The sequence below is a fragment of the Ottowia thiooxydans DSM 14619 genome, assembly GCF_000422885.1.
Lineage (GTDB): Bacteria > Pseudomonadota > Gammaproteobacteria > Burkholderiales > Burkholderiaceae_C > Ottowia > Ottowia thiooxydans.
The window spans coordinates 62,846-88,768 of sequence record NZ_KE383943.1 but is presented as its reverse complement, the minus strand read 5'-3'; the positions used below and the strand labels follow the sequence as shown (position 1 = coordinate 88,768).

Genomic DNA, 25,923 nt, shown 5'->3' with positions numbered 1-25,923 from the left:
TTCTCCTGGTAATCAACGGCGAATCTTGCTGGCGAACAGGCCCTGCGGACGGAACATCAGGATCACCACAATGATGGAAAGCGTGAGCACCTTGGCCATCGAGCCGCCCATGAAGAATTCCGAAATCGATTGCGTTTGAGCGATGCCGAAGGCGGAGATCACGGTACCCAGCAGACTGGCCGCGCCACCGAATGTCACCACCAGGAAAGAATCAACGATGTAGAGCGAGCCGGAGGTAGGCCCGGTAGAACCAATGGTTGTGAAGGCTGCTCCCGCTGCACCCGCAATACCGCAGCCAATGGCAAACGTGAGCCGATCTGTCTTTTGCGTGTTGATGCCAATGGCATTGGCCATGCCGCGATTGGCCACCGTAGCGCGAACCCGCAGTCCCCAGCGACTCTTGTAGAGCGCCAGCAACACGCCTGTTGTGACCACGAAGGTGAGCACAAGGACGAACATGCCGTTGATGGGAATGTCCAGGCCCTCAGCCGGTGCCCAGGAACCCATCAACCAGTCAGGCAGTGTTGGGCTGACTTCTTTCGGACCAATGAAGGTGCGGAATGTCTGTTGCAACGCCAGACTGACGCCCCAGGTCGCCAGCAGCGTATCCAGCGGGCGTTGATAGAGATGCCGGATGAGTGCCCATTCGAGCAACCACCCAGCCACGAACGCGAATCCGAACGCCGCAACGATGGCTAACGGGAAGTACCATGACGTCGCGGTCCCGCCTACGGCTTCAGCCAGCGTGGAGCCCAAAAAAATCGTGTAGGCGCCGATGGTCATGAACTCGCCATGCGCCATATTGATGACGCCCATCTGACCAAAAATGATGGCCAGACCCAGGCCCATGAGCAGTAGCACGGCGAACAGGCTCAAGCCCGCAAAACCCTGCATCAGGCCAATGTTGAGCAACTCGTTGAAAGCCATGGTGCGACTCCGGAGGGAAATAGAAAAAGCGAAGAATGCGGAGCTCTCGGCCTCAAGATGCGTGCGGCCAGACTCCAATCAGCCCGCACGCATTTTTTTGAAAGCCGCACGGCGGCAGGCCGCCGTGCCAAGGGTTACTGATAACCCTTTGGAAACGGATCTGGTTTGATCAGATCTGGCGATTCGGAAACCACCTTGAACGTACCGTCGGCCTGACCCTGTGCAATACGCGACTTGCTCCACAGATGGTGGTTCGCGTCGATCTTGACGTAGCCCTCGGGCGCGGTCTTGAGCTCAATCCCCGGCGAGGCAGCTGCCACCTTGGCAACGTCAAAGCTCTTGGCTTTCTCCACAGCAGCCTTCCAAAGCCAAGGACCCAGGTAGGCAGCCTGCGTGACATCACCAATCACGGAGTTGGGGCCGTACTTGGCCTTGAACGCAGCCACGAACTTCTTGTTGTTCTCGTTGTCGAGAGACTGGAAGTACTTCATGGACGAGTAGAAGCCTTTGAAGTTTTCGCCGCCCACGCCGGTCATTTCGTCTTCCGTCACGGACAGCGTCACCAGCAGTTGCTTGTCGCCAGTCAGACCCGCGGCCTTGAGCGCCTTGTAGAACGCGACGTTGGAGCCGCCCACCACCGCACAGAAGATGCAGTCTGGCTTTTGCAGCTTGATCTTGTTCACCAACGAGCCGAAGTTTGTGGCGCTCAAGGGGTAGTACTCCTCACCAACCACTTTGCCCTTCTGGAAGTTCTCGATGTGCTTGCGAGCGATCTTCATGGAAGTGCGCGGCCAGATGTAGTCGGAGCCGATCAGGAAGAAGCTCTTTGCACCTTTGTCCTTTTTGGCCCAGTCCAGGCTGTAGAGAATCTGCTGTGTGGCTTCCTGGCCGGTATAGATCACGTTCTTGGACTGCTCCAGGCCTTCATAGAAGGTGGGGTAGTACAGAAGACCGTTTTCTTTCTCGAAGATGGGCAGTACGGCCTTGCGTGAAGCGGAAGTCCAGCAACCGAAGATCGCGGCGCAGCGGTCGTTGATGAGCAGCTTCTTGCTCTTTTCGGCGAACGTAGGCCAATCAGACGCGCCGTCTTCCTTGATGACCTTGATCTTGCGGCCCAGAATGCCGCCAGCAGCATTGATCTGGTCAATGGCAAGTTGTTCGGCCTGAATGGAGCCGGTCTCGGAAATCGCCATGGTTCCGGTGGACGAATGCAAAATGCCAACAGTCACTTCACTGTCCGTCACCGCCAGTTTGGTGGTGTTGACTGAAGCGGTAGGTTGACCAAAGCTCCACGCTGGCAAACCTGCCAGGCCCGCAGCGCCCAGCGTCTGGAGGACGCGACGGCGGCTGGCTGCAGGCGTCTCGAGTGGAGACCGGTCGGACTCGTGAGAAGACTTGTTCATGGATGGACTCCTTGGGCTAGTTGAGGAAATCGGCCTCATGCCGACTTGCCGCTAGATTAGGGAAGACCCGGATTCGTGCCCATACGTCAAACAACGTAAGCGCACGTTGGAATGATTCTTGCGGCTCAGTACTTCATGCACTTTCCAGGTACGCGCTCGCACCAAAACCGTGTGCACGCAAAGCGTGCACAGCCTGATCGATGCACCGCCATAGTGCATTCCGGAGCACAGGGCACCAAAACCAATCGAGCTCAATGAACCGGCCCGCACGCACCATCCCCATCGTCCCGCAGCAGATCTCCGCTTCACGGCGGGAGTACAACTCCTGGGTTGCAGACGAAACGATGGAGGACTACGCACTGCGCTACACCCCAAGAGCCTTCCGCAAGTGGAGCGAGTGGCGGGTAGCGAACACCGCCTTCGGCTCGCTTTCCTTTCTGGCGCTGGAAGCCATCGGAGGAGCTATCGCCATCAACTACGGGTTTGCCAACGCGATGTGGGCGATCCTGGTGGTGGGGCTGGTGATCTTCCTCACGGGCTTGCCCATTGCATACCAGGCGGCGCGCCATGGGCTGGACATGGATCTGCTCACGCGCGGCGCGGGTTTCGGCTATCTGGGCTCAACGATCACTTCGTTGATCTACGCCATCTTCACATTCATCTTCTTCGCGCTGGAGGCCGTCATCATGGCGCTCGCGGTGCAGATGGCCACGGGCTGGTCGTTGCCGGTGTGCTACCTGGTCTCTGCCCTGGTGGTGGTGCCGCTGGCCATTCGCGGCATTACCCTGATCAGCAAGCTACAGGCATGGACACAGCCGATTTGGCTGTTCCTTTTGGTGTTTCCCTTTATCTGGCTCGCACTCTCCAAGCCGGAAATGTATATCGACTTCGCGGGCCTCAAGGGATTGAAATCCGGTTCCAGCGAGTTCTCCCCCCTGATATTCGGCGCGGCCACCACTGTGATTTTCGCGTTGGTGGTGCAAATCGGCGAGCAGGTGGATTTTCTACGCTTCCTGCCTGAAAAGACGCGTGAGAACCGCTGGCGCTGGTGGGGGGCGGTGCTGGTCAGCGGCCCTGGCTGGATCGTGATGGGCATGCTCCGCATGGCTGGCGGCGCCTTTCTGGCATTCGCAGCCATGCAGCTCGGCGTAGCGCCCCTGCATGCAGCTGAACCAACTCAGATGTACCTGGCCGGGTTCACTCAGTCCCTGGGGTTGCCCTCCATGGCGGTCGCAGTCACGGTGGTGTTCGTCATCATCTCGCAGATCAAGATCAATCTGACCAATGCCTATGCAGGCTCGCTGGCATGGTCGAATTTTTTCGCCCGCGTGACCCGCAGCCACCCCGGCCGCGTAGTGTGGCTGGTGTTCAATGTGGCCATCGCCACGCTGCTCATGCTTCTTGGCGTGTTCAGCGGCCTTGAAAAGGTACTGAGCCTGTACAGCAACGTAGCCATCGCCTGGGTGGGAGCGCTGGTAGCCGACTTGGTCATCAACAAGCCCTTGGGCCTCAGCCCTCGTGGGATCGAGTTTCGCCGTGCCTATCTCTATGATTTCAATCCGGTTGGCATTGGTGCGATGCTGGTGGCGGCTGCGGTATCCAGCGTCGCCTATGCAGGGCTGATGGGCGAGGTTGCCAAGGCTTTCTCGCCCTTCATTGCCTTGGGCCTTTCCATGGCCTTGTCACCGCTGCTGGCGGCTCTTACCCGCGGACGGTATTACCTGGCTCGCCTTCCGTTGAACGAATGGGCACCTGGCGAATCTGTGACTTGCGTGGTATGCGATAACCGGTTTGAGTCTGAAGACATGGCGACCTGCCCGGCTTTTGGGGGGGCCATCTGTTCTCTGTGCTGTTCACTGGAATCGCGTTGTCACGACCGATGCAAAACCAACTCCCGGGGGTCCGATCAGATCCGCAGTTGGCTGCACATGTTGCTGCCAGACCGCCTGGCCTCACGTGTGAATTTCCGGCTTGGCCACTATCTCATGGTCTTTCTCACTTTGAGCGCGACCATGGCTTTCCTCTTTGGCCTGGTATATGCCCAGGAAAGCGCGCAAGGCCACATAGAGGAATTGCAATGGCCGTTCCTGAAGGTATTTGCCCTTCTAGCAGCTCTGGCCGCCGTCAGCGCCTGGTGGATTGTGCTGACCAATGACAGCCGGCGCATGGCGCAGGATGAGTCGGAGCGGCAAACCCAGCTGCTGCTCAAGGAGATCGACGCCCACCGCCGAACCGACGCTGAACTGCAGTCCGCTCGCGATCGAGCAGAAGCTGCCAATCTGGCTAAAACTCGCTATGTCGCCGGCATGACCCATGAGCTGCGTACGCCGCTAACCAGCATCCTGGGTTACACCGAACTGCTGATCAAGAACCCGCTCGTTGCCGGCGCGGTGCGTGACACCTTGGGCACCATGCAGCGCAGCGGCCAGCACATGCACGCGCTGATTGATGACGCGCTGGACTTGGCCAGGATCGAGGCCAGCCGGTTAAAACTGGACTTGGCGCCACTGCCGCTAGGCCCGCTCATTGAAGATGTGGAACGCATGGTGCGGCCGCAGGCTGAGGCGAAGGGCCTGAGATTCGTAGTTGCCATTAAGGGCGATCGTCCCGATTGGATTCGCACGGACGCTAAACGTCTGCGCCAGCTTTTGATTAATCTGATTGGCAACGCGATCCGCTTCACGTCCCAAGGGGAAGTCACTCTCCGCATGGATTTCACACACCAGGTGACTCACATCGAAGTGGTAGATACCGGTATTGGCATCGCGGAGCAGGATCAGCAGCGCATTTTTCTTCCATTCGAGCGAGGTTCCGCTGGTCGCCGTTCGGCCGAAACCGGAACCGGTCTGGGCTTGACCATCACCCTCCTCATCACCCAGATGATGGGGGGCGAGCTTTCACTGCGCAGCAAACCCGGAGAAGGCAGTGTGTTTTCGCTCCGACTCTATCTGCCTCGGGCCGTGCCGGATCCTGCGCACCTCAAGCGTGCCGCCCAGAGCCTGCGCCCCGTGACCGGATACGAAGGGCCACGCCGAACACTCCTCGTTGTAGATGATCAGCCGCTGCACAGGCAGTTGCTGGCAGGGCTTTTGGTGCCGCTGGGCTTCGAGGTCGTTGAAGCTGCCAGCGGCGAGGAGTGTGTAGAGATTCTGGGAGGCAGTCGGACTTGGAGCGCCGATAGCGAAAACGGGCCCCAGCGAGGACAGTTTTCTTCGGACTCGCAGGCCCATAGCCCTGCGATGAGTCAAGAGGCCGATGAAAACTTAACCGCCGCGGACCACTTGCAGCCGGCGATTTCCAAGTCCGGCAGCCTCCCTGATCAAAACTTGCCTGATCTGCTGTTGCTCGACATCTCCATGGATGGCTGGGATGGCTGGGAAACCGCACGTCAGGTACGTGATCGCCTGGAAGCGTCACAACTGCCTGTCGTTTTCGTTTCAGCCAACATGATCGACAACCAAAGCGACAAAATCAGGCAAGCCCTCTGCCAGGGTTTTGTTGCCAAACCAGTGCTGGAAACCGAGCTATTGGACACATTGGAAAACGTGCTCAAGCTTCGTTGGATAAGGGCTGAGCCTGCGGTAGCCGCTGCAGCGCCCACCCCAGAGGCGAGTCCCCCACTTATGCCGCTGCCGATTGAATTGCACGAAGACCTGATGCGCCTGGCACGTCAAGGCCGCGCGCCCGCTTTGCGAGAACGCCTGCGAGAAGCTCAGCGTGCACTTCCCTCCGAGGCGAGCACCCTGGCAAGCCTGCAAGCCTGCCTGGACAGATTCGATTTCGAGGGCTTCATGGCCACGCTCAAACTTTCGCAGAACCCAACCCATGACTGACCACACCCCCGACCTCCCGAGCTTGAGCACGATGCCCGTGATCCTGGTCGTCGAGGACTCGCTGCCCACACTGAATATGCTGTGTGAGGCGCTAGCTCTCGAGGGTTACGACGTGCTCGCTGCGCGCGATGTAGCAGAAGCGCTAGACCGGCTGGCGATCACCGTACCGGATGGCATTTTGCTCGATGGCATCCTGCCTGACGGGGATGGTTTCTCACTGTGCTCTCAGATCAAGGCCACTCCGGCTTGGGCGCACATACCCGTTCTGTTCATGACCGGATTGTCAGAAACCGAGCAAATCCTCCAGGGCTTTGCCAGTGGAGGCGTGGACTACGTCGTCAAGCCACTTCGACTTCCAGAGGTGATGGCTCGGCTAGCTACGCACGTGCGCAATGCCAAAGTGGCTCGACTCGCGCGGGATGCGGTGGATGTAGCCGGCATGGGCAGCGTACTGCTCGACTCCCAGGGCCGCGTGGCCTGGTGTTCGCCGCAAGCTCGCTCCTGGCTGGGTGATCTCTCAGATCCCGAGACACTGGACTGGCTACGCCAAGCCGTCATTCACGGTGAAGCCAGGGGAGGCCAGGGACCTCAAACTCGTTTTCTGGCGCGCCACATGGGTCAGGGCAACCCAGGTGAATCCATGCTGCTTTTGACACCCGCTGCAGACGATAACCCCGCCGCAGAACGCCTTCGCCGCGCTTCACTTACCCCGCGCGAATCCGAGGTACTCGCCTGGCTGGCCAAGGGCAAGACCAACCGCGACATCGCCGACATTCTGGGTATGAGTCCACGTACGGTGAACAAGCATCTGGAGCACGTGTTTTCAAAGCTGGGGGTGGAAACACGCAGCGCCGCTGCGGCGATAGTTGCGGGTGGAGGAGCTCCCCCCTGATGGATGGTTCCCCCTGAGTCGCTTACGCGCCATCCCCCTTGGGGGGACGCAGCCAGCGGCCTGGCAAAGCCAGCTCCGCGGCTACTCACGGATGGCTTGCTCCGCGGCCGTCAGAGCTTCGCTGGGGTTTTACTCCCTCTCCCGCGGGCGGCAGAGGGCTGGGGTGAGGGTAAGGGCGTCACCAAAAATACCGCCGGTAGCGCAGATCTCGACTCTCCAACGCGTGAAAGCTTGAGTAAAAATGATTTCAGAGTTCAGCCAACTCGCGCTTAGGGAGTGTGAACCTTGGACTTGAGGAAACCTCAATCCCGAAAAGGCGTAAAAAAAGCAAGCCACCTCGCGGTGGCTTGCTACTTGCTGCTCGCTGCGTTAGCTGCGGCAGGAAACTTCGATCAGCCGAAATTCTTGGCTGCGAAATCCCAGTTGGCCAGCTTTTCGAAGAAGGTTTCCACGAACTTCTGACGCAGGTTACGGTAGTCGATGTAATAGGCGTGTTCCCAGACGTCCACGGTCAGCAACGGGGTGTCGCCAGTGGTCAGCGGGGTTCCGGCAGCGCCCATGTTGACGATGTCAACAGAGCCATCAGCCTTTTTAACCAGCCAAGTCCAGCCGGAGCCGAAATTGCCCATGGCGCTGGTCACAAAAGCCTTCTTGAAGTCAGCAAAGCTGCCCCATTTCTTGGCGATTGCATCAGCAAGCGGGCCTGTGGGCTCGCCACCACCTTGGGGTTTCATGCAATCCCAGAAGAAGGTGTGGTTCCAGATCTGTGCGGACTGGTTGTAGATGCCGCCGCTGGATTTTTTGATCACGTCTTCGAGTTCCATGTTCTCGAACTCGGTGCCCTTTTGCAATTCATTCAGCTTGTCGACATAAGCCTTGTGGTGCTTGTCGTGGTGGAACTCAAGCGTTTCCTTGCTGTAGGCCGGAGCCAGCGAATCATAGGGATATGGCAGTGGAGGAAGAGTGCGTTCCATTCGTGGGTCCTTTTCGTTAGTGGGTAATTCTCTCAGAGACAGCTCATGATCATAGGCGAGCCACCACGTCGCATTGTAGGAATTCAGCGCGCGCGGGCGCCCAGCACCGTCAGATCAACCTTGCCATCAGCAAGGGTGGCGGAAAGCGTTTGACCGGAGCGCACCGCGTCGGCGCGGGTCACTGGATGGGCATTTTCGTCTTCCAGCCATGCGTAGCCTCGCTCTAGCACCCGCTGGGGATCCAGCCCGGACAGGCGCAAAGCGGCACGCTCCAGGCGCTCGCGCGCCGTAGCCAGACTGCGTTCGGCTGAAACAGGCAAGCGAGCCGCGGCTCGCGCAATACGCTCGTTCTCGCGCAGGAGCAAGGGGGCAGGCGTGCGCTTCAGGCGCTCGCTCAAACGCACCATGACTGCACTCTCGCGCTCCAGCCGCAGGCGCGCTGCATGATCCAGGCGTTGCGCTTGACGATCGATCAGGCGGCGCTCACCCGCCAGCCGGGCTGAGGGGCGGCCCAGCCGGCTTTGAGCCATATCGAGCCGCTGAACCTCTGTATCCAGCCGACGCCCTAGCGCCTGGGACAAGCGTGCGGCCAGCTGTTCCTGCACATTCAGCAAGGTTTCGCGCGGCACGCTGGCAAGTTCGGCGGCTGCGGTGGGAGTGGGCGCCCGGAGATCGGCTACGAAATCGGCAATACTGAAATCGGTTTCATGGCCGACACCCACAATCACCGGCACCGGGCTTTGAATGATGGTTCGGGCTAGCGCCTCGCTATTGAAAGCCCACAAATCCTCAATTGACCCCCCGCCGCGCACCAGCAAGATGAGATCAACCGGCATCTGATCCGGATTCGATCCCGCAGGTGCCCGCGCCATCGAATAAAGGCTCGTCAGCGCCTTTATTAGCGCCTCGGGCGCTCCTGCCCCCTGCACAGGCGCGTGCGCCAACACCACCGGGATATGTGGCACGCGGCGAGCCAGCGCGGTCAACACGTCGTGCAGAGCCGCTGCGCCCAGTGAGGTCACGATGCCAATACCCCGCGGCAACGCAGGAAGCGGCCGCTTGCGCGCGGCATCGAACAGGCCTTCTTCTTCCAACTGGGCCTTGAGACGCAGGAACTGCTCAAACAATTGTCCCTGGCCGGCACGCTGCATGGATTCGACGATGAGTTGAAGATCGCCACGGGCCTCATATACCCCCAGGCGGCCCCGCACTTCCACGGAATCGCCTTCGCGTGGCTGAAAACTCAGCAAGCCAGCCGCGCGGCGAAACATGGCGCACCTCAACTGGCCAGTTTCGTCTTTGAGCGAAAAATAACAATGCCCGCTGGATGCGCGCGAAAAGCCCGAAATCTCGCCGCGAACCGCGACAGGGTTGAAGCGCGCGTCCAGACTGTCCGCCACAGCTCGGCACAAAGCCCCAACTGGCCAGATAGACGGCGCCGTTGCTGCATTCCGATTGAAAAACCCAGTATCCATGCCCTTTAGCCGATGATTTTGCAGAACAAGGTGGCTTGACTACTCCACAGCGAGGCCCACTGCAGGCAATCTCCCGAAAAACCTGCCGCAAACGCTGATTCTCTCGTGCAAGATATTGATTTCATTAGATTTTTTCCTGCCTATCAAATCATCAAAGTGTCACAAACCGCGTCAAACCGTCGTTTCAGGCCATTGTCAGGGTACTTGTTCACAAAGTTATCCACAGAAATTGTGGTTTGAGGGGAGTCGTGAACGGATGTGAGTTGGCACATACGCGGATGACCACCAACCCATGCGCCATAATCGCTCGCATTCATCATTTCCTGAAGCGACGCCCACCAGCGGTCAGCGGAGATACAAGCCTTGCTTTCGATCATACAAGCCGCCGGCTGGCCTATCTGGCCACTGATTCTTTGCTCCATTCTGGCGCTGGCATTCATTATTGAGCGCTTCATCAAGCTGAAGCGCGCACGCGTGCTCACGCCCAATCTCACCGATGAAGCCATCGGCATCTCGCGAGAGGCCGTGCCTACGCCCGATGTGATCGCTCAACTCGGAGATCACTCGGCGCTGGGCAAGGTGCTGGCCGCCGGTTGGCGAGCCATTGCCAGCAACCCTCAGTGCAGCGCCGAGGAAATGCGCGCAGCCATGGAAGCTGCGGGCCGCCAGGAGGCGCATCATCTGGAGCGCTATCTGCCCGCGCTGGCCACCATTGCGTCCGCAGCGCCGCTGCTGGGCCTGCTGGGAACAGTGATCGGCATGATCGAGATCTTCGGCTCGCAGGCCCCCACGGGCTCGCTCTCTGGAGGCAACCCCGCACAGTTGGCCCACGGCATTTCAATAGCGCTCTATAACACCGCCTTCGGGCTGATCGTCGCGATCCCCACCCTGATCTTCTGGCGCTACTTCCGCGCTCGGGTAGATGGGTACGTGATGGAGCTGGAACTGGCCGCTGAGCGCTTTGCCCGCCACTTGGAGCGGCTATGCCCAGGCAGATCAGAGGAGCGCGCACGGTGAAGTTCCGGGCGCGTTCACCGGAGGAACCGGAGATCAACCTGATCCCGTTCATTGATGTCCTGCTGGTGGTTCTGATCTTTCTTATGCTGACCACCACGTACAGCAAGTTCACCGAGATGCAGCTCACCCTGCCTGTGGCCAACGCCGACGCGCAACGAGACCGGCCCAAGGAAGTGATCGTTGCCGTGGCCGCAGACGGCCGCTACATGGTCAACCGTGAACCTCTGGCCGGGCGTGGCGTGGACGCCCTGGCGGCAGCCCTGCGCCGCACCGCGGCCAAGGACGGCATCATCATCATCAGTGCTGACGCCATGGCGAGCCATCAGTCAGTCATTACAGTCATGGAAGCTGCCCGGCGCGAAGGGCTGACGCAGATCACCTTTGCGGCGCAGAGTCTTTCCCCCCCCTGAGTCGCTTGCGCGCCTTCCCCCCAGGGTGACGCCGTCAGCGGCCTGGCAAAGCCAGCTCCGCGACGGCACTGGGATGGCTTGCTCCGCAGCCTTTCGATGCGTTGCGCATTTCGCTTTACGCCTTGACAATGGTCCACGCTGCGTCTTCCCCCAGGGGACGCTGCCAGCGGCCTGGCAAAGCCAGCTCCGCGGCCGCACTGGCGTGGCTTGCTCCGCAGCCTTTTGATTGATTGAGGTAGGTTAGTACCCATGCGAGGCGCCCTGGAAAGAAAGCTGTTGGATAGCTGGAGGCAGCGTGGGGTGCTGGCTTGGGGGTTGTTGCCTGTTTCCCTGATTTATCGGGGTCTAGTCGCCTTGAAGTGCGTGCTTTACAGGTGGGGGCTGTTGAAAACCGAGCGCCTGCCGGTGCCGGTGATCGTCGTTGGCAATGTGATTGCCGGGGGGGCGGGTAAAACGCCTGCGACTTTGGCTATCGCTGAACATCTGCGGGAACGAGGCTGGCGTCCGGGGATCATTTCGCGTGGGTATGGACGGCGTACGCGCGATTGTCGTGAGGTACGGCCCGCTGACGATCCTCTTGATGCGGGGGATGAGGCACTGCTGCTTCGCCGCCGGACTGGAGTGCCGGTGTTTGTCGCGGCGCGGCGCGCGGAGGCGGGTAAAGCGCTGTTGGCGGCTTATCCCTCTGTCAATGTGTTGGTATGTGACGATGGGCTGCAGCACCTGGCTCTGGGTCGGGACGTGGAGGTTTGTGTGTTCGACGCGCGCGGCGTTGGCAACGGGTGGCTGCTTCCAGCAGGGCCGCTTCGGGAGCCCTGGCCGCGTTCAGTGGACTTTGTGCTGTGCGCCCCTGATGCCCCTTTGTCTTCACCGCCTGCGCGTTCTTTTAGCGTTCGTCGCACACTCGCCATGAACGCAGTGCGCGCCGATGGCAGCCAAGTGGCCTTGACCAACCTGCGCGGGCAGCCTGTCACGGCCTTGGCCGGCATTGCGCAGCCGGAGGCATTTTTCAGCATGCTGCGCGCCGAGGGACTGACGCTGGCACACGCCATCGCCCTCCCCGACCACGACAATTTCGCTGATCTGCCCGAGTTACCCGGTGCAAACCAACCGCTTGTCTGTACGGAAAAAGACGCTGCAAAACTTTGGCGTTATTGGCCGGACGCTCTGGCCGTACCATTGATGTTGCACGTGCCAGACGCCTTTCTGGAGGAGTTGGGCGCAAAGCTATCATCCAGGGCATGAAACCCTGGTTGATTCTTGCACTGGCCATCCTGGCTGAGGTCATTGGCACCCTTGCGCTCAAGGCCAGCGATGGCTTCACTCGCCTCGGCCCCTCGGCGCTGGTGGTGGCTGGCTACGGCACGGCGTTCTTTTGTCTTTCGCTCACGCTTCGAACCATTCCCATGGGCATCGCCTACGCTATCTGGTCGGGCGTTGGGCTGGTGCTCATCACGGTGGCGGGCTGGATTTTGTTTGGACAGAAGCTTGATGCGCCGGCCCTGGCCGGCATGGCCCTTATCGTCGCCGGGGTTGCCGTCATGAATATTTTTTCCCGCTCTGCGGCTCATTGAACTTCAATTGCAGGCAAATATGGATCCCAAACTGCTTGAGCTACTCGTCTGCCCCGTCACCAAGGGGCCGCTTGACTACGATCGCGAGAAAAGCGAGCTCATTTCCCGCTCAGCCCGTTTGGCTTATCCCATCCGTGACGGCATCCCCGTCATGCTGGAAAGCGAGGCTCGTGCAGTCTCGGATGAAGAGGTAGAAAAGCTTCCAAAACGCACACCCCTCGTCAACTGACCGTGACTTTCTCCGTCATCATTCCCGCCCGCCTCGCCTCTACCCGCTTGCCGAACAAGCCCTTGGCGGATATTGGGGGCAAACCGATGATCGTGCGCGTGGCCGAGAGAGCCGAGCAATCCGGCGCCGCGCAGGTCGTCGTGGCTACGGACGCGCCGGAGATCCTGCAAGCCTGTGCCACTCATGGTGTGTGGGCTATTCCTACGCGCACTGACCATCCCAGCGGAAGCGACCGCCTGGCGGAGGCGTGTGAGCAACTGGGGCTGGATGGGCAAGACATCGTCGTCAATGTGCAAGGTGACGAACCGCTCATTGACCCCGCCCTCATTGATGCGGTGGCGAATTTACTGGCCAGCCAGCCCGCGGTGAAGATGGGCACTGCAGCCCATACCATCCACGCGTTGGAAGACTTCATCAATCCGAACGTGGTGAAAGTGGTGACCGACCGCCAAGGGCTGGCACTCACATTCAGCCGCGCACCCATCCCCTGGTGGCGTGATGGCTTCGCTGAAGGCATCAGCGCGCTACCCACCAACCCGGCGCCGCTTCGTCATATAGGAATTTATAGCTATAGAGCGGCTTTTTTGCGCGCTTTCCCTGCACTGCCGGCCGCCCCTCTGGAGCAATGCGAGGCGCTGGAACAGTTGCGGGTGCTATGGCACGGACACCGCATCGCAGTACACCTGACACCAAAAGCACCGGGCCCGGGCGTTGACACGCCGCAGGATCTGGAGCGCGTGCGACAGCTCTGGGGCCAATAAGAGGCGCATTCGTCAGGAAGTGAAGAGCTTTCGCATGCTATTCTTGGCCTAGAGAGGCCGCTACTCCAGCGCATAAGCCGCATACGTATTCACCTGAGGGACAAGATGAGACTGATTCTTCTGGGCGCTCCCGGCGCCGGCAAGGGCACGCAAGCAGCCTTTATCTGCCAGCAGTACGGCATTCCGCAGATTTCCACAGGCGACATGCTGCGCGCTGCCGTCAAGGCAGGTACGCCCTTAGGCTTGCAAGCCAAGAGCGTGATGGATTCAGGCGCGCTCGTGAGCGACGACATCATCATTGGCCTTGTCAAAGAGCGCATTACCCAGCCAGACTGTGCAGCAGGCTTCCTCTTCGACGGTTTCCCGCGCACCATTCCCCAGGCGGAAGCCATGAAGCTGGCGAATGTCAAACTGGATTACGTGCTGGAAATCGATGTGCCTTTCGATGCCATCATTGAACGCATGAGCGGCCGCCGCAGCCACGCAGCTTCCGGTCGCATCTATCACTTGAAATTCAACCCGCCTAAAGCTGAAGGCAAGGACGACCTTACCGGCGAGCCATTGGTACAGCGCGAAGACGACAAGGAAGAAACCGTGAAGAAGCGTCTGCAGGTCTATAGCGAGCAGACGCGCCCTCTGGTTGATTACTACAGCAACTGGGCCAAAGCAGAACCGGGCAACGCGCCCAAGTACCGGGCTATTAGCGGTACAGGTTCCGTGGAAGAGATCACTGCGCGCGCGCTAGCCGCACTGAAGGCCTAAGGTTCAAAAACCTAACGAACCCGCCGGCTCGCCGGCTCGAGTTTGCTCAGCCGGTCAGAAATGGCCCGCCTACAGCTCCCCTCAGGACAGCCATCAACATCTTGATGGCTGTCTTTTTTTTGCCTCGCAAACCGCTTTTGACCAAAAAACAAGGCAGGGGCTTGCGTTTGATTTAAAACTGGTTAAAAATACAGTTACTGGATATCAACACAGGTTTTCACCGAATTTTCGAACTTCACTGGTCCACCCCCGTGTCAAAGTCTCTATCAGACGCCCGGTAGCCAAAGGAACTCACGATGATCGACAGCCCCAAACTCACCGCTCGCCAGCAACAGATTCTGCAACTGGTGCAAAACGCCATTGCACGCACTGGTGCACCTCCCACTCGGGCGGAAATTGCGGCTGAACTGGGCTTCAAATCTGCCAATGCAGCTGAAGAACATCTGCAGGCTCTGGCCCGCAAAGGTGTCATAGAGCTCGTAAGCGGTACATCGCGGGGCATTCGTCTCAAAGGCGGAAGCCGGCAAGATTCACCCGGGCACCAATTGGGACTACCCGGCCTGGCTCAGCTGGCGCTGCCGCTCATTGGTCGCGTAGCGGCCGGCTCGCCCATCCTGGCGCAAGAGCACGTTGATCAAACCTACCATCTGGAATCAAGCCTGTTCCAGCAAAAGCCTGACTATCTTTTGCGCGTGCGAGGCATGTCCATGCGCGACGCAGGCATCATGGATGGGGATCTTCTAGCCGTTCTGTCCACACGCGAAGCGCGCAACGGACAGATCGTGGTGGCGCGGCTGGGTGATGATGTCACCGTCAAGCGTTTTCATCGCAATAAAAACCAGATCGAACTGCACGCCGAGAATCCAGATTACCCCACCATCGTCGTCGAACCGGGTGAACCGTTCGAGATTGAGGGGCTGGCCGTTGGCCTCATCCGCAACAGCATGCTGATGTAGTTTTCTCGCGCCGCCGGCAGGTGGCGGGCGTGCAGACGGTCATAGCTTCGCGCCACGCGCGAGGCGGGGCTTTCCACACCCTGCGGCGGCGCCAGTTTGAGGTGATACACCTCATTTGCAATCCTGCCTATGTTCAACCTCTCAAACAAAAGGGTTTCACATGGGATCGAATGTCATCAATTTGGCAGGTGCACAAGCCTTCAACGCCCTCGCCCCTTCTTCCGGCACCTCTGTCAGCACCTCCGCCAGTATTTCTGCGCTGTCGGTGCCCAGCTTCCGCCGCCGGCCAGCCAGTTCGCGAACTCAATTGGTGTCCACTGGCGAACATTGGGCCGCCGCTGCACGCAGGCGTGTAGCGTTACGGCTGATCGAGTCCACAAGTGTCGGCTCCACAGGTGTAGGTTCTACAGGTGTCGGTTCGTCTGAGGCCCCCACCTTACAACCATTGCGCGTCATGCGGCTAGTTGAAGCCGGTCAAGCACCTGGTACCGCAGGGCGCCTGCGATTGTCCGGTCGCTTGGCAGATGTCTGCGCCGAACTAGACCGCATGGCTGAGGCTGAACCCTTCAATACGCACGCGCGGCGAGCCTAAAACGGCCCCTTATACGGCCCCTGACACGGCCCCTAAAACGAAGCGCCTCGGGCGCTCCGATTTCACTGCTTAGCAAGACCTCCTTTCGGGGGAGGTTTTGGCCTATTGCAATGGTTTTTGGTTGACACGGGAACGGTCGTCGAACCACGCAGGCACAATGCGGGGGATGAACATTGTGATCCTTGACGATTATCAGGATGCAGTAAGAAAGCTCCCCTGCGCCACCAAGCTGGAAACATGGCCTGCCAAGGTCTATACGAACACCGTCAAGGGCTTAGGTCAGTTGTCGGTGCGGCTACGCGATGCCAACGTGATCGTGTTGATACGCGAGCGCACCCACCTGTCTCGCCAACTGATCGAAAAGCTGCCCAAGCTGAAGATGATTTCGCAGACCGGTCGTGTGGGCAGTCACGTCGACGTTAACGCCTGTACAGAGCGCGGCATCGCCGTGGCCGAAGGTGTGGGCTCTCCCATTGCCCCGGCCGAATTGACCTGGGCCCTCATCATGGCCGCCATGCGACGCCTGCCCCAATACATTGGGAACCTCAAGCACGGCGCATGGCAACAGTCCGGGCTGAAAGCGGCCTCCATGCCGCCAAATTTCGGTGTTGGTCAAGTCTTGCGCGGCAGAACCTTAGGGATTTGGGGTTACGGCAGAATCGGCCAATTGGTAGCCGGATATGGCCGCGCTTTCGGTATGCAAGTGCTGGTCTGGGGCTCGGAGGCTTCGCGCGCCCGTGCTGTGAATGATGGTTACATGGCCGCGCATTCAAAAGCTGAATTCTTCGCGCAAAGCGACGTGCTGTCCCTTCACCTTCGGTTAACCGAAAGCACACGCTCCATTGTGCGCATGGACGATCTGAGCCAAATGAAACCCACCGCCCTGCTGGTCAATATTTCGCGCGCGGAACTGATCGAGCCAGATACCCTGGTCAGCGCGCTGAACCGCGGCCGCCCCGGAATGGCAGCCGTGGATGTATTCGAAACCGAACCCATCCTGCAGGGCCATGCGCTGCTGCGGCTAGAGAACTGCATCTGCACGCCGCATATCGGCTATGTAGAACAAGACAGTTATGAGCAATATTTCAATGCCGCGTTCGACAACGTGGCAAATTTCCTGCGTGGCACGCCCACGAACATCGTCAACCCAGGGGCCTTGCAGGTCATAAGATAGCCATAATCCCTTGTCATGAATATCCCTCGTTTTTCTACTGTAGGCATCGTCGGTACCGGCGCTATGGGGCGCGGAATTGCGCAAATCGCCGCTCAGGCCGGCTCCACCGTGCTGCTCTACGACACCCAGGCTCAGGCCATTTCCAAAGCACGCGACGCGATCAGCGCCCAATGGGACAAGCTGGTTGAAAAAGGTCGGCTGGAAGCCGCTACTGCGGAGGCACAGAAAGCGCGCCTGAAGTCTGCTGCCGCCCTTGCGGACTTGGCTGATTGCGATTTCGTGATCGAGGCCATTGTCGAGCGCCTGGATGTCAAGAAAACGCTCTTTGGCGAGCTCGAAAACATTGTCAAACCAAGCGCAGTCCTTGCCACCAACACTTCGTCGCTCTCGGTCACTGCCATTGCTGCGGGTTTGAAGCGTCCTGAACAGTTCGCTGGTTTCCACTTCTTCAATCCCGTACCGCTGATGAAAGTGGTTGAGGTCATCGCTGGCCTCAAGACCAGCCAGGCCACCTGCACGGCACTGACCGAATACGCGCGTCAGATGGGACACACGCCGGTACAGGCTGGTGACACCCCCGGTTTCATCGTGAACCATGCCGGGCGCGGCTACGGAACGGAAGCCCTGCGCATCGTGAGCGAGGGCGTATCTGATTTCGCCACCATAGACCGCATCCTTAAAGACCAGGTGGGCTTCAAACTTGGCCCGTTCGAGTTGTTTGACCTCACGGCGCTGGATGTTTCCCATCCCGTCATGGAATCCATCTATACCCAGTATTACGATGAGCCCCGTTACCGGCCGAGCGTTATCACAGCCCAGCGATTGGCGGGCGGCGTGGTGGGCAAGAAAGTGGGCGAAGGTTTTTACAACTACATCGACGGCGTTGCCCAAGTAGCCGCCGAACCTCCAGTACCGCAGGTGGACGAGTTGCCCCCAGTATGGGTTTCTACCCGTGCAGCGCGCCGCTCGGAGTTGCTTCAGTTGCTCAAGGATTTGGGTGCAAAGATCGAAACCGGCGCCTCGCCCTCGATGGATGCGCTGACTATCGTTGCGCCACTGGGCTTTGACATCACCACTGTCGCGGTCGTGGAACGTCTGGATCCCGCTCGCACGGTCGGCATAGATATGCTGATCGACGACAAGGCGACCAAACGCCGCGTGCTCGCCACAAACCCGGCTACCCGCAGCGACATGAGAGACGCCGCTCACGCCTTGTTCGCGCGCGATGGAAAAGCCGTGAGTGTGATCCGCGATTCCGGCGGCTTCGTCACTCAGCGTGTGGTGGGCACCATCATCAACATCGCCAGCGACATCTGCCAGCAACGCGTATGTAGCCCGAAAGACCTCGAAACGGCGGTCACTCTAGGCCTTGGCTACCCTGCGGGTCCGCTGAGCTTGGGCGACCGGTTCGGCCCATCCAACGTGTTGGAAGTGCTGTTCAACATGCAGACCGTGTATGGCGACCCCCGCTATCGCCCCAGCCCATGGCTGCGCCGGCGCGGCGCCATAGGCTTGTCGCTCATGCACGAGGAGGCGTGAGCCCTCCGTTGAAACCGCCGTGCGCCTTGGCCGCGGCGAATCCGCTTTTCCATTTCGCCTTTCCAATAAGCCACCTATGACCGCCGAACTGCGCAGCACGGCCGAAGGCCGCACGATGGTCTTGACCATCAGCAACCCCGAACATCGCAACGCGCTCGGCCCGGAGATATACGCCGCAGGCGTAGAGGCGCTCAATGTCGCTGAATCCAACCCTGATGTGCGCAGCGTGGTCATCACGGGCGAGGGCGGAAGCTTCAGCGCCGGAGGCAATCTCCAGCGGCTGCAAGCCAACCGGCAGCAGCCGCCCGAATACCAGGCGCGCAGCATTGAGGGCCTGCACAACTGGATCGAAGCCATCCGGGCCTTTCCAAAGCCTGTGATCGCGGCTGTTGAAGGCCCCGCCGCCGGCGCTGGTTTCTCGCTGGCACTGTCTTGCGACATGATTGTTGCGGCCAAAGATGCCGTCTTCGTCATGGCCTATATCAATGTCGCGCTCTCACCCGATGGCGGCGCCAGTTGGAGCCTCAGCACGGCCCTGCCGCGCCAGTTGGTGACCGAGCTGCTGATGTGCGGAGAGCGTATCAGCGCCCAACGCCTTCATGAGCTGGGGGTCGTCAACCGCCTGGCTGATGAGGGTGAAGCGCTTTCCAGTGCATTGGCCATGGCTGAAAAACTGAATGCCCGTGCCCCCAATGCGCTGGCCAGCGCCAAGGAGTTATTGAACGACGCCCCCAACCAAACGCTACCCCAGCAATTGGCGCAAGAGCGCGATCACTTCGTCAAAAACTTGCACCATGCCAACGCCGGCATAGGAATTTCCGCTTTCCTGACCAAGCAGAAGCCACAATACGAATAAAAGCGCGGCGCTCCAAGGACGTGCTCTCAGCGCCTGGGACTTCGTTCCTGCCGTCCCCAATGCGACTAGGGGAACGTGAAAATCTTCCGTTGCAGTCACTCAGAAGACAGCCCATGGACAATCCCATTCTTACCATGGAGGAACGCGAGGCGATCAACAATGGTCGCTGGTTTTCCTCACTTTCTCCTTCGCTGCGGCACGATATCCTTAGATGCGCCTATGTCAAACGCTATGCCGATGGCGAGCTGATCACCGCACGCGGCGAAGCGCCAGAGCAATGGATCGCCTGCGCCAAAGGCGCGGTACGCGTCAGCTCGACCACGCTCACTGGAAAGCAGGTAACTCTGACTTACGTCGAACCGGGCGTCTGGTTCGGCGATGTGGCGATCTTCGACGGCGACCGGCGCACGCACGATGCGCATGCACACGGCCCAACGACCATATTGGGTGTGGCGCGGGCCGATTTCCAAAGAATCATTGCCCAGCATCCCGATTTTTCCGAGGCGTTATTAAAGCTCCATGCACGCCGAATCCGCCTGCTATTCAGCCAAGTCGAGGATCTCAACACCCTCCCCTTGCGGGCGCGCTTGGCCAAGCAGCTTGCACACCTGGCTCGAAGCTATGGCGCGCACGACTCCTCGGACACCGAGGAAGTGCGCATCACTTTGCAGCTGGCGCAAGAAGAATTGGCGCAGCTGCTCGGTGCGTCACGGCAACGAGTGAACCAGGAACTCAAGACCATGGAACGCGAAGGCGTGATCCGGATCGAGCCCGCTGGGCTCGTGGTACGCGACCGGCATGCACTCAGACGCATCGCCGAAGCAGAGACCTGATCGCGGCCCCGCGAACAGGCTCTCTAACGAATTCATCAGGAAAGCCAATCGCATGAGCACATCAGATACCGCTACGGGCAACCCGTCCGTTCCCGAAGCGCACGCCATTGATATCGACGCGCTTTCTGCATGGCTGAAGTTGAATCTCGAGGGATTTTCTGGCCCCTTAAGCATTGAGAAATTTTCGGGCGGGCAATCCAACCCTACCTACAAGCTGATCACCCCACTCCAGAGCTACGTGATGAGGTCCAAGCCTGGGCCAGTGGCCAAGCTCTTGCCATCCGCTCATGCCATTGAGCGAGAGTTTGCCGTGATGCGTGGGCTCAACGGAACCTCGGTGCCAGTCGCCCAGATGCATGCGCTGTGCGAAGATGAATCAGTGATCGGGCGTGCTTTCTATGTCATGGAATTCGTTCCGGGCCGCGTGCTGTGGGACCAGACTTTGCCCGGCATGAACGCACCCGAGCGCACCGCGATCTACGACGAGATGAACCGAGTCATCGCTGCCCTGCACACGGTGAAGTTCGCTGATCGCGGCCTGGCCAGCTACGGCAGGCCCGGCAACTATTTCGAGCGCCAGATCAGCCGCTGGAGCAAACAGTACCAAGCCTCCATCACGCAACCCAATCCAGAGATGGACCGCTTGCTGCAGTGGCTACCAGAGAACATTCCTGCCAGCGCAAAAGACGACAGTCTCGTGAGCATCGTTCACGGTGACTACCGCCTGGACAACCTCATGTTCCACGCCACGGAACCGCGTGTACTGGCGGTGCTCGACTGGGAGCTTTCCACCCTGGGCCACCCCTTGGCAGACTTTGCCTACAACTGTATGTCTTGGCATATCCCACCGGGCACGTTCCGGGGCATTGGCGGCGTAGACGTGCAAAGCCTGGGCATCCCCACCGAACAAGAGTACATCCGCCAATACTGCGAACGCACCGGTTTCACCACGCCCGAAGCCCTAGCACCGGACTGGAACTTTTATCTGGCCTACAACATGTTCCGCATCGCAGCCATCTTGCAAGGCATCGCCAAGCGGGTAGAGGCCGGCACGGCATCAAGCGAGCAGGCACGCGCCAACGGCGCGGGCGCCCGCCCCATGGCCGAGCTCGCCTGGTCATTCGCACAAAGGGCGTAAAGCGCCTTCTGGCGCTTCGCACGACTTTCCGTTTTCATTTCGCACAAGGACGAGGACTTTATGGATTTCGAATACTCCGCCAAGACCAAGGAATTGCAAGCCAGACTGCTGGCCTTCATGGACGAGCACATCTATCCCAATGAGAGCGTCTACCTGGAAGAAATCGCCACCAACCGCGCCAAGGGCAACGCCTGGATCCCCACCAGGATCATCGAGGAGTTAAAGCCCAAAGCACGTGCGGCGGGGCTTTGGAATCTGTTTCTGCCAAAATCCGACCGGGCGCCTGAGGGGCTCTCCAACCTGGAATACGCACCACTGTGTGAAATCATGGGCCGCGTGCCATGGGCTCCCGAGGTATTCAACTGCTCCGCGCCCGACACCGGCAACATGGAGACGCTGGAGCGCTATGGTTCGGAAGACAACAAGATCCAGTGGCTCGAACCTCTGCTCCGAGGTGAGATTCGTTCGGCCTTCCTGATGACAGAGCCTGCAGTGGCCTCGTCTGACGCCACCAACATCGAGTGCAGCATGCGCCTCGAAGGTGACGAATACGTCATCAACGGCCGCAAATGGTGGTCTTCCGGAGTGGGTGATCCGCGCTGCGCCATTCTCATTGTCATGGGCAAGACAGATACCGAAGCACCGCGCCACTCCCAACAGTCAATGATCCTGGTGCCTACCAACACCAAGGGCATCAACGTGATTCGCCCACTCACCATCTTCGGCTACGACGATGCGCCACACGGTCACATGGAAGTCGAACTCAAAGATGTGCGCGTACCTGTGGGCAATTTGCTCGTAGGCGAAGGCAAGGGCTTCGCTATCGCCCAGGGACGCTTAGGCCCAGGCCGCATTCACCACTGCATGCGCTCCATAGGCATTGCCGAGAGGGCACTGGAGTTGATGTGCAAGCGCCTGAATGCCCGCGTGGCTTTCGGCAAACCGCTTTCAACCCAAGGTGTTTGGCGTGAACGCATCGCAGAATCGCGCTGCATGATCGAGCAAGCAAGGCTGCTGACGCTCAAGGCCGCCTACATGATGGATACCGTGGGCAACAAGGTCGCGCAGGCAGAGATCGCCATGATCAAGATCGTGGCGCCCAATATGTCTCTGCAGATCATCGACTGGGCCATGCAGGCTCACGGAGGCGCTGGCATCAGTGGCGATACGCCTCTGGCATACGCCTACGCCTACCAGCGCACATTACGTTTCGCAGACGGACCGGATGAAGTGCACCGGAACGCATTGGCCAAAATGGAGCTATCTTCCCTGGGGCGCTGAAGCACATTTCCCCCTGGAGAGCAGTTCCCCTTTTGGGGCAGGCCGACCAAAAACCGGCCCTCAGCGGCACAATGCATACTGATTCGGAATCTTCAGGAGCTTTACCGTGATCGACGTCTATTCCTGGCCCACACCAAACGGCCACAAAGTGCACATCATGCTGGAGGAATGCGGACTGCCTTACCGCGCGCTTCCGATCAACATCGGCAAGGGAGATCAGTTTCAGCCTGATTTCCTGAAGATCAGCCCCAACAACAAGATCCCCGCTCTCCTCGATCCTGAAGGGCCAGACGGGAAACCCATCTCGGTATTCGAATCCGGCGCCATCCTCTTGTACTTGGCCGAAAAAGCCAAGCGCTTCATTCCTGAAGATCCGCGTGGACGCTACCACGTACTGCAGTGGCTGATGTTCCAGATGGGTGGCGTTGGCCCCATGCTGGGCCAAGCGCACCACTTCCGCATTTACGCCCCTGAAAAAATTGCTTACGCCGTTGATCGCTACACCAACGAAGCCAAACGTCTTTACGGCGTCATGGATCGCCAATTGCGATCCCATACTTACATAGCTGGCGACGACTACAGCATTGCTGACATGGCCATCTTTCCATGGCTGCGCTCATGGCAGAACCAAGGCATAGATTGGGCGGATTTTCCCACTCTGAAGAACTGGTTCGACCGCATCAATGAGCGTCCTGCTGTGCAGCGAGGCATTCAGGTATTGGCAGGCCTACGCCCCGACGGCATCCGCACTGCGGCTGAGAAAGAAGTGCTGTTCGGCAAGACCCAATATGAAAAACGCTAATCTTTTTTAGCCCGCTCCAAAAACGGGCTTAAGACGATGTAGAATTGCGGCTTCGTCGGAGCGTAGCGCAGCCTGGTAGCGCATCTGCTTTGGGAGCAGAGGGTCGCGAGTTCGAATCCCGCCGCTCCGACCAAAAAAAGTACAGCGCCTGCAGTGGTTTACGCTACTGCAGGCGTTTTGCTTTCCGCTTGGAAATGTCTAACCGGAAATGATGGCGTCTAACGGGTGCTTCAGAAATCGGCTCTCAGGGCTCTCGTTAGGCGCAGAGCGGCGAAGGTAGATCTCAATCCTGCCAAAGTAAATTCCTGATTGTTTTTCATACCAAAAAACGACGCATGAAGAACAGCGCTTTAGAGCGAGATCGAGCATTTCGGATCCCCTGAAACCCCCTGGAATCCGAGCCAATATCCCTGAGATTTGTCCCTAAGAGCCGTCCTAGTTTGGATGAACTGGCACACCTTGACCCTTGGGCCATCCAAGAGAGTACAAGGTCAGCGGGAATTCGTCTCGTCTTGTCTAGCAGCGTAAGGGGGCAGCGAACACACGTTGATCCGGGAGCGGCGATGTAGGAGGCTCGTGTCCGCTTAACTTTGACGGACACATGGACACTTACGGAATAGATTTGATGAGGCGAGTTCGTCGGCGTCGGCACAGCGTGCAGTTCGAGGCGGCCGTGATTCAGGAGTGCATGCGCCCTGGTGTTTCGATGGCGGCAGTAGCTGGCCCATGGACTGAACGCCAACGTGCTGCGCCGCTGGGTAAACGAAGCCGAAGCTCGCGTTGGATGAAGCAGCGCTCACCGGATCAGTGGTTACTTGCCTCTAGCACCAACAGACAATGCTTCGAGCATTTTCAATGTCGCTTGTTCAGCCCTGTCACTCTCAAAAATCGTGTTGGTAATACCTAGCGATGTGGCTGCGTCATTGATCGAATCGCAAGTCGCGTCGATTAAAGCACGCAACTCATTGGGTGTAACGCCGTTGATCTGATACACCTTGCTGCGCTTGATCGCATGCTCGTTGTGGACTACAGATTTGTTCCTGATTGCCATCACCGTCGTCACGGTCTTCAGATGAGGCTTTAACGCCCGAGCAATCGCCAAAGCCGATTTCCCCAAACCTTCTGCACGGAGCGCTTGCTTGAACTCTTTGAGTCCAGCCACTCGATTGTCGCGATCGAAAATTTTGGCTAACGAAAGTAGAAAAAGTGTGTAATGACCCGAGTTAGCTGCGTGAAAAAAATCCACATAGTCATGATTGTTCATCGTCGTGTAGTAGGTCGGCAGCGCCTTGTTGCGAAGTGCCCACCACACTTGGAAGTGCGCTCTAGCCTTTGTTCCCTCGTCAATCAAGAGGTGCGCAATCTCGTTCGCTTTGCTTGTATTCATCGCTAAAATGGTAACGTGGTTCTTCTTGCCACGAGTCAGGCGGCCGACAATAATTCCCCCCTGACGCCTGGACTCAGCGCCCCTCCGCTTGCCCCTGCCCGCCTTACCCACCGCTTTCCACGGCCTACTGTGACATCGGGGGATGAACCGTCAACCAGGGGCCGAGATGCGAGTGAGGGGTTAGTTCAGCAGCGGCCCACCCCGCAGTGGCGGCAAACTGGGATTGGAGAGAAGCGACTGGAGTTGAGCGCGCGCCAAGCCATTGAGCATCTGAAGGCGTTGCGCCTGCGGCATGCGCTGCTGGATCAAGAGAGCATTCTGGCTTTCCAAGCTTGACATCACAACTAATTGCTCCATCGTGGCGTTGTCGCGCAGGTTTCCCTTGGCATCTGGATTGGCCCTCTTCCATTCAGACGCCGTCACGCCAAACAACGCCTTGTTCAACACATCCGCCTCACTTGCATAGACGAATCCCGCGTCCTTAGACGATAACTGAGGCGGGATCAAGTGCTCCTTCACAGCATCCGTATGAACCCTATACTGGACTTTCGAAAGAGTTCGACGAACATCCCAGTCCAAGCCTCGTTCGGCCTCGGCCTGCTTAAAGCGCTGAAACTCTGTAATAAGGTACAGCTTGAATTCGGGGCTCAGCCAAGAGCCGAACTCGAAAGCGATATCTTTGTGTGCGAAGGTGCCGCCATAGCGGCCTGCGCGGGCAATTATTCCAATGCCTGCGGTGTTGTCCGTCCATTTCTTGACCGACATGATGAACCGCTGAGAAGCCGCATCAACTCTAATTTGGTGGAATCCCACCAAATTAAAATCTGGATTGTTGAGTTGCTCCCAGACTGCTAAAAAGTCAATCGTGCCACGGTTTTGTAGCCAATTCTTAATCTGCTGGTCCGCCCCCTCAAACTTGGACGCCATGTCCGTGAGGCTGATGTAGTCCTCTTCCCCCTTCGTCGTCAGGTGGATCTCCACTCCCTGCACCGTCAAGCTCTTGTCACCAGTTGCCATGCGCCCTCCTTGCTGAATCGCTCATTCTAGATGTGACGCGATGCGTCCCACCGGTAGCCCGAGGCAGCGCTTTCACTCGAATCTCGATCTT

Annotated in this window: 25 protein-coding genes and 1 tRNA gene; 19 read left to right on the top strand and 7 right to left on the bottom strand. The window is 58.9% G+C overall.

Features of this window, described 5'->3' with window-relative positions; genetic code table 11:
• Positions 1–12: 12 nt before the first annotated feature.
• Together urtB and urtA are read right to left on the bottom strand one after the other, a co-directional pair.
• Positions 13–927: an urea ABC transporter permease subunit UrtB gene (gene urtB, locus G518_RS0129670; RefSeq protein ID WP_028605567.1), complete on the bottom strand. Its 915-nt coding sequence runs from the start codon at positions 925–927 to the stop codon at positions 13–15.
• Positions 928–1,061: 134 nt separating this feature from the next.
• A complete protein-coding gene (gene urtA, locus G518_RS0129665) occupies positions 1,062–2,330 on the bottom strand; it encodes an urea ABC transporter substrate-binding protein (protein ID WP_028605566.1) in 1,269 nt (422 codons plus the stop codon).
• Between the two features lie 254 nt (positions 2,331–2,584).
• Here urtA and G518_RS0129655 point away from each other — a divergent pair, with 254 nt between their 5' ends.
• Both G518_RS0129655 and G518_RS0129650 read left to right on the top strand, forming a co-directional pair.
• Positions 2,585–6,163 carry a hybrid sensor histidine kinase/response regulator gene (locus G518_RS0129655; protein ID WP_028605565.1) on the top strand — a complete coding sequence of 1,193 codons (3,579 nt, stop codon included), beginning with the start codon at positions 2,585–2,587 and terminating at the stop codon, positions 6,161–6,163.
• Positions 6,156–7,055, top strand: coding sequence for a response regulator transcription factor (locus G518_RS0129650; RefSeq protein ID WP_028605564.1), 900 nt, complete (start codon positions 6,156–6,158; stop codon positions 7,053–7,055). Before G518_RS0129655 ends, G518_RS0129650 begins: the two co-directional genes overlap by 8 nt.
• A gap of 392 nt (positions 7,056–7,447) precedes the next feature.
• Here the strand turns inward: G518_RS0129650 and G518_RS0129645 are convergent, their stop codons facing one another.
• From G518_RS0129645 to G518_RS40265, 3 genes are all read right to left on the bottom strand, one after another.
• Entirely contained in the window at positions 7,448–8,029 is a 582-nt protein-coding gene (locus G518_RS0129645) for a superoxide dismutase (RefSeq protein WP_028605563.1), read from the bottom strand.
• 83 nt (positions 8,030–8,112) lie between these two features.
• The gene (gene xseA / locus G518_RS0129640) at positions 8,113–9,504 is read right to left on the bottom strand and encodes an exodeoxyribonuclease VII large subunit (protein ID WP_028605562.1); all 1,392 of its coding nucleotides are present in this window, start codon (positions 9,502–9,504) and stop codon (positions 8,113–8,115) included.
• Between the two features lie 143 nt (positions 9,505–9,647).
• Positions 9,648–9,881 (bottom strand): hypothetical protein, encoded by a 234-nt coding sequence (locus tag G518_RS40265; protein WP_156909600.1) that lies wholly within the window; start codon positions 9,879–9,881, stop codon positions 9,648–9,650.
• On the opposite strand from G518_RS40265, the gene G518_RS0129635 reads away from it, so the two are divergent.
• The 17 genes from G518_RS0129635 (at position 9,868) to G518_RS0129555 (ending at position 23,561) form a co-directional block, all read left to right on the top strand.
• A complete protein-coding gene (locus tag G518_RS0129635; protein WP_028605561.1) occupies positions 9,868–10,521 on the top strand; it encodes a MotA/TolQ/ExbB proton channel family protein in 654 nt (217 codons plus the stop codon). The two genes, G518_RS40265 and G518_RS0129635, sit on opposite strands and share 14 nt — an antisense overlap.
• On the top strand, positions 10,518–10,931 hold the full coding sequence (locus G518_RS0129630) for an ExbD/TolR family protein (RefSeq protein WP_028605560.1): 414 nt from the start codon (positions 10,518–10,520) through the stop codon (positions 10,929–10,931). Before G518_RS0129635 ends, G518_RS0129630 begins: the two co-directional genes overlap by 4 nt.
• A gap of 249 nt (positions 10,932–11,180) precedes the next feature.
• Positions 11,181–12,176: a tetraacyldisaccharide 4'-kinase gene (gene lpxK / locus G518_RS0129625; RefSeq protein ID WP_028605559.1), complete on the top strand. Its 996-nt coding sequence runs from the start codon at positions 11,181–11,183 to the stop codon at positions 12,174–12,176.
• Positions 12,173–12,505: a DMT family transporter gene (locus G518_RS0129620; protein WP_028605558.1), complete on the top strand. Its 333-nt coding sequence runs from the start codon at positions 12,173–12,175 to the stop codon at positions 12,503–12,505. Before lpxK ends, G518_RS0129620 begins: the two co-directional genes overlap by 4 nt.
• A gap of 19 nt (positions 12,506–12,524) precedes the next feature.
• Positions 12,525–12,734 (top strand): Trm112 family protein, encoded by a 210-nt coding sequence (locus G518_RS0129615; protein WP_028605557.1) that lies wholly within the window; start codon positions 12,525–12,527, stop codon positions 12,732–12,734.
• Between the two features lie 2 nt (positions 12,735–12,736).
• Positions 12,737–13,495 carry a 3-deoxy-manno-octulosonate cytidylyltransferase gene (gene kdsB / locus G518_RS0129610; protein ID WP_028605556.1) on the top strand — a complete coding sequence of 253 codons (759 nt, stop codon included), beginning with the start codon at positions 12,737–12,739 and terminating at the stop codon, positions 13,493–13,495.
• 105 nt (positions 13,496–13,600) lie between these two features.
• Positions 13,601–14,257 (top strand): adenylate kinase, encoded by a 657-nt coding sequence (adk, locus tag G518_RS0129605; RefSeq protein WP_028605555.1) that lies wholly within the window; start codon positions 13,601–13,603, stop codon positions 14,255–14,257.
• 296 nt (positions 14,258–14,553) lie between these two features.
• On the top strand, positions 14,554–15,213 hold the full coding sequence (lexA, locus tag G518_RS0129600; protein ID WP_028605554.1) for a transcriptional repressor LexA: 660 nt from the start codon (positions 14,554–14,556) through the stop codon (positions 15,211–15,213).
• Between the two features lie 160 nt (positions 15,214–15,373).
• Positions 15,374–15,805, top strand: coding sequence for a hypothetical protein (locus G518_RS37605; protein ID WP_036596587.1), 432 nt, complete (start codon positions 15,374–15,376; stop codon positions 15,803–15,805).
• Between the two features lie 166 nt (positions 15,806–15,971).
• Positions 15,972–16,979, top strand: coding sequence for a D-2-hydroxyacid dehydrogenase family protein (locus G518_RS0129590; RefSeq protein WP_028605553.1), 1,008 nt, complete (start codon positions 15,972–15,974; stop codon positions 16,977–16,979).
• 15 nt (positions 16,980–16,994) lie between these two features.
• Positions 16,995–18,518 (top strand): 3-hydroxyacyl-CoA dehydrogenase, encoded by a 1,524-nt coding sequence (locus tag G518_RS0129585; protein ID WP_028605552.1) that lies wholly within the window; start codon positions 16,995–16,997, stop codon positions 18,516–18,518.
• 76 nt (positions 18,519–18,594) lie between these two features.
• Positions 18,595–19,374, top strand: coding sequence for an oxepin-CoA hydrolase, alternative type (locus G518_RS0129580; RefSeq protein WP_028605551.1), 780 nt, complete (start codon positions 18,595–18,597; stop codon positions 19,372–19,374).
• Positions 19,375–19,487: 113 nt separating this feature from the next.
• Positions 19,488–20,207, top strand: a complete 720-nt coding sequence (locus G518_RS0129575; RefSeq protein WP_028605550.1) for a Crp/Fnr family transcriptional regulator — start codon at positions 19,488–19,490, stop codon at positions 20,205–20,207.
• 52 nt (positions 20,208–20,259) lie between these two features.
• Positions 20,260–21,345 carry a phosphotransferase gene (locus G518_RS0129570; protein ID WP_028605549.1) on the top strand — a complete coding sequence of 362 codons (1,086 nt, stop codon included), beginning with the start codon at positions 20,260–20,262 and terminating at the stop codon, positions 21,343–21,345.
• 60 nt (positions 21,346–21,405) lie between these two features.
• Positions 21,406–22,626: an acyl-CoA dehydrogenase family protein gene (locus G518_RS37600; protein ID WP_051237548.1), complete on the top strand. Its 1,221-nt coding sequence runs from the start codon at positions 21,406–21,408 to the stop codon at positions 22,624–22,626.
• 106 nt (positions 22,627–22,732) lie between these two features.
• Positions 22,733–23,428: a glutathione binding-like protein gene (locus tag G518_RS0129560; RefSeq protein ID WP_028605548.1), complete on the top strand. Its 696-nt coding sequence runs from the start codon at positions 22,733–22,735 to the stop codon at positions 23,426–23,428.
• A 56-nt stretch (positions 23,429–23,484) separates the two neighbouring features.
• Positions 23,485–23,561, top strand: a tRNA-Pro gene (locus G518_RS0129555).
• A 678-nt stretch (positions 23,562–24,239) separates the two neighbouring features.
• On the opposite strand, the gene G518_RS0129550 is transcribed toward G518_RS0129555, so the two are convergent.
• Positions 24,240–24,815: an AbiU2 domain-containing protein gene (locus G518_RS0129550; protein ID WP_156909599.1), complete on the bottom strand. Its 576-nt coding sequence runs from the start codon at positions 24,813–24,815 to the stop codon at positions 24,240–24,242.
• 180 nt (positions 24,816–24,995) lie between these two features.
• A complete protein-coding gene (locus tag G518_RS0129545; RefSeq protein ID WP_028605546.1) occupies positions 24,996–25,832 on the bottom strand; it encodes a KilA-N domain-containing protein in 837 nt (278 codons plus the stop codon).
• Between the last annotated feature and the right edge of the window lie 91 nt (positions 25,833–25,923).